This is a genomic window from Shewanella sp. 11B5, assembly GCF_002836795.1.
Taxonomy (GTDB): Bacteria; Pseudomonadota; Gammaproteobacteria; order Enterobacterales; family Shewanellaceae; genus Shewanella; species Shewanella frigidimarina.
In genome coordinates, this window is record NZ_PJAP01000553.1 from 1 (window position 1) to 4,415 (window position 4,415).

Annotated in this window: 3 protein-coding genes; 1 reads left to right on the forward strand and 2 read right to left on the reverse strand. The window is 42.6% G+C overall.

The features are described 5' to 3' along the window. The coding region (locus CXF78_RS12995) for an efflux RND transporter permease subunit (RefSeq protein ID WP_102037035.1) at positions 1-2,715 on the reverse strand (2,715 nt) is incomplete at its 3' end. After that, positions 2,712-3,833, reverse strand: coding sequence for an efflux RND transporter periplasmic adaptor subunit (locus CXF78_RS13000; protein WP_102037036.1), 1,122 nt, complete (start codon positions 3,831-3,833; stop codon positions 2,712-2,714). The genes CXF78_RS13000 and CXF78_RS12995, both read right to left, overlap by 4 nt. Positions 3,834-4,077: 244 nt before the next feature. Between CXF78_RS13000 and CXF78_RS13005 the strand changes: the two genes are divergently transcribed. After that, the coding region (locus tag CXF78_RS13005) for a TetR/AcrR family transcriptional regulator (RefSeq protein WP_257984908.1) at positions 4,078-4,415 on the forward strand (338 nt) is incomplete at its 3' end.

Below are 4,415 nucleotides of genomic sequence, written 5' to 3' on the forward strand. Positions count from 1 at the left end.
CGGATAGCCAAATACATACACAGATAACAAGCCTAAACCTGCCGATTGAAAAGCACTCAGTAAAATGATTGCTGTTAATCTAAACGAGTTAAACGACAACACTACCGTCGCTAATAATAAAGTGACGACAAGTACAATATTTGACAATAAATTACCTACCGCTTCATTACGCTTTGCGCTTTCGCCGCCTATTTCGAGGTGGTATCCCGCAGGAATAGACAAATTAGCAATAGCATCTTTAACCTCGTTAAGCACTTGTGCAGGCAATACTCCACTGGTGATATAAGCCTCAATGGTATTGACGCGCTCACCATTTCTTCGGGGGATTGCGCCGCGACTGACATTGATTTCGTTATAAGACAATGCCGATAGTGGGATCCCGGAGCCTGAAGCTGAAACTAGATTGATCTCGGCTAAACGTGTGGCTTGTTCGCGGCTGTTGTCACCTAAACGCACACGAATTGGCAGTGATTCCGTTTGCTCTAAAATGCTGCCACCAATAATACCGGTAGTCGCCATTTGAATTTGATTGGCAATGTCGCTCAAACTTAGGCCGCTCATTAAGCTGGCGTCTTCATTCACCTGTAACCACACTTTTGGCGCGCCTGAACTGAGGGTTGCACGAGTGTGAATAACATCAGGTGTGGCGGCTAAAATTCCGCGTACTTGTTCACCCAATATTTTCAGGGTATCAAGATTAGGGCCATAAATACGCAGCTCAACCGGAGCGTTAAAGGGAGGCCCTTGTTCCAGTTTTCGCACCAAAATTTGTGCTTGTGGAAATTGGGCATCAAACTCTTTTTGTAATTGTAAAATCAACCGATTGGCGGCGACATAATCAGTCACTTTAATCATCGCTTGGGCGTAATTGGTTGCCCCTTGTTGCCGTTGAGTTAAGTTGTAATAGAAAGAGGGCGTATTACCGCCAACAACCCATGTGGCAGCGACAATATCGTCAATCTGTTGCAGCTTATTATCAATCAGTTTGACCTGCTCTAGAGTGTTATCGATACTGACATGAGGGGCCAGGTAGACTTCAATTTGGAACATGTCGCGATCAGACGGAGGGAAAAATTGTTCAGTCATTTTGCCCGCAGCAAAAAAACCTGCAATCGGTAATATTCCAATTACGATGGCGGTCAATATTGGCCTAGATAACGCAAACTGTAAACTGGCGGTAAATGCTTGGCTAATTCTTGGAAATGCCATCCCTTGCTGATACCAAGCCGTTGGTTTTTCACTGCGACTGAATCGACCCGCCAGGCCAGCAATAATGGTATGAGAAATAATATATGAGCCGAGTAAGGCAAACATGACCGAAATGGCAATGCCACCAACAAACTCACCTGCAGAGCCCGGCATTAACACAATAGGTGCAAAGGCGAGCATAGTGGTGATGGTAGACCCCGCCAGTGGAAGCCATAAATGGTGTAAGGTTTTTGATACCGCTTCTAGTTTGCTCATACCTTGCTGACGGCGTTGAGCAATGGCATCAACAATCACAATCGCATTATCGACCATAATACCTAGCGCAACCACTAAACCTGTTACCGACATTTGGTGGATCGGTAGGCCAGTATATTTCATGCAGGTGAGGGTAAATAATGCGGTTAATGGTAATGATATCGCGACAATCAGCGCATTTCTCAGTCCTAATGTCAGCATCAGAACCACTAAAATAATCACAAATCCTTGTAACAGATTAATCACCAAGTCGCCTAATCGGTCACTGGTATAGCTTTGTTGGTCGAATAACCATTGCACCTTAATATTGGCCGGTAAATTAGCTGAAAAATCATCTATGGCGCTGCTTACATGTTGTTGCCATACATCGACTCGATTATTATTGAGCATGCGCGCAGACACCAAAACACCTTGCTGACTGTCGATTAAGGCGATACTCGATGCCGGAGTCTTAGCTTGGCGACTAATATTGGCCACATCCCCCAAGCGAATAATTTGACCATAGTCGTCTACTTTTAACGGCACTTGGCGGATACGATTTTGCGAATCTAACTCACCAGATACTTCAACTAAGGCTCTAAATTGGCTGTTATTAACTTCACCGGCTGAAATTTTACTGTCGGCATTATTTAAAATAGCGGCAATACTGGCGGGAGTTAAATGCAATTGGCTGATTTTATTACCATCTAACTCAACTAAAATCTCTTCTTGTGGTGCGCCATATAGTTTAACAAAATCAGTGCCGCTGAGCAGCCTTAGACGGCTTTGTAATTCTTTAGCATAACGATTAAGAATATCGGCTCTTACAGGGCTATTATCTGCCCAAACAAGTCCTAAAATGGCGGTGTTGGCATAACCTAGTTGATCATCTAACACACTGTTTTGTGCTTCTATTGGCAACAAGGATTTACTGTCGGCGATGAGATCTCGAGCGCGTGACCACACAGGAGCCGTCTCTGTGACTGTGTCTTTTAACTCTAACTGGATAACCGAAATCCCTGGACGAGAAGTCGACTGGACTAGCTTTAAATCTTCTAAGCGGCGTAATTGATTCTCTAACACTTCAGTCACGAGTGCTTCAACCCGCTCTGCAGATGCACCAGGGTATTGAGTGATAACAGATGAAAATCGGTTAGTAATATGTGGATCTTCAGTGCGGGGTAGGCTTGAAATAGCACCTAATCCCGCAACAATTAATAATGCGATAAATAAACTGGTTAGGCGGCCATTTTCTAAAAATGCTTTAATCATAATGCCCCCGTTTTCTCAGCTTGAGCGAGAGTGACCTTCTGATTAACCACCAATTTATGTAATCCTTGTGACACAATTAAATCGCTTGGTTTTATGGCGCCTTGAATATACGCTTGTTGCTCATTGGTATAGATAATCTCTACATCGCGACGTTCAATGGTATAAAAACCTTGCTCAGCCTCAACTAAGGCCAACACGTTCCATAATCCGCGCACACCATCGGTTAATGCTGACATAGGCACCCAATAACCAGGTGCTAGCACGTCTTGTTGATACGCCAAATAAGCTATTTCGCCATTAATCACTCTGGCTGAGTCAGGCAAATGAATACGCAACTGAACCGTACGACTAATGGTATTGATCTCGGCACTAATACCGGCAATTTTAGCGGTAAAGGTTTGTTTACCTACACGGACATCTACCATCTGCTCGGCGGTTAACTGCTGTGCGATGTCTATGGGTACACCTATGTAAGCCAAAGGCTGACTGTTACCGACTAAGGTGAAAACCGGACTGCCTAGCGCAATCACTTCACCGACATTATGAAAACGTTGACTGATTTTTCCATTGAATGGGGCCAGTAAAGTTGATTTTTCAATTTTCAAATTGGTCGCACTTAAGCTGGCTTCTATACGCTTTTGGTTAGCTTGTAAGCTGATAACTTGTTGTTGGGTTTCATCGAGTTGCTGTTCAGACACATAGTTTTGTTGTTTCAATTTTTGAGTACGGACTAAGGTGCTTTTTGCTAAATCTATATCCGCTTGAGTTTGTAATAAACTGGCTTGTAATTGCTGCTTTTCTGCAGTTAATAAATCGGTATCCAGCTGCGCTAATATTTGTCCTTTACTCACCGTATCGCCACTATCAACCAGGATATTATTGAGTTTACCCGCAAGCTCAAAACCAATTCCGGTGGTATTGGCTGAGCGAATCGTACCCGTATAAGTTTGCATGTGCTGATAACGGTCGCTTAACGATAAAGGTTGTGACAATACCGTTTGATACTCAGTTGTTTGTGAATGCTCTTTTACCTCAGAGCCACAACCGCCTAATGCGATTAAGCTTAAACCTAGCGCCCAGTATCGAATGATTGGGGTGAATGTCTTTGACGCGTACATAAGTTTATTCCTTGCAAAGCAATATATTGTGCCAATGTTGATTTATCTTAAGGACCAGTGTTAATAACAATAAGCGAACTCATTAGCCAAAAAATATAATTTGTAATTTAAATGTTAACTAGACTCAGTAGTCTAGTTTTATAAAACTAGACTGTCCAGTCTATTTTTAGTTACTATAACGCTAAATAATGAGTAGTAAGCCCGACACTCAATTATGCTTAATGGGTTAATTTACGGAACCAACATGACAAAAAAAAACACATCGCTTAATAATATCGAACAGATTAGTTTGAGCCGCAGTGAACAAAAGCGTGCTCAAGTACTTGAGTCTGCGATTGACCTTTTTTGTCATCAGGGTTTTCCTAATACCAGCATGGATGAAGTAGCAAAACATGCCGGAGTATCAAAACAAACTGTTTACTCTCACTTTGGCTCCAAAGATGATTTGTTTGTATCTGCGATTGAGTCTAAATGTGTTGTACATCAACTCACTGGCGATGCCTTAATTGATGCAGCAAATCCACAACGGGTTATTTTGCAGTTTGCTCTGCAATTTGGTGAAATGATTGTTAGCAAAGAAAC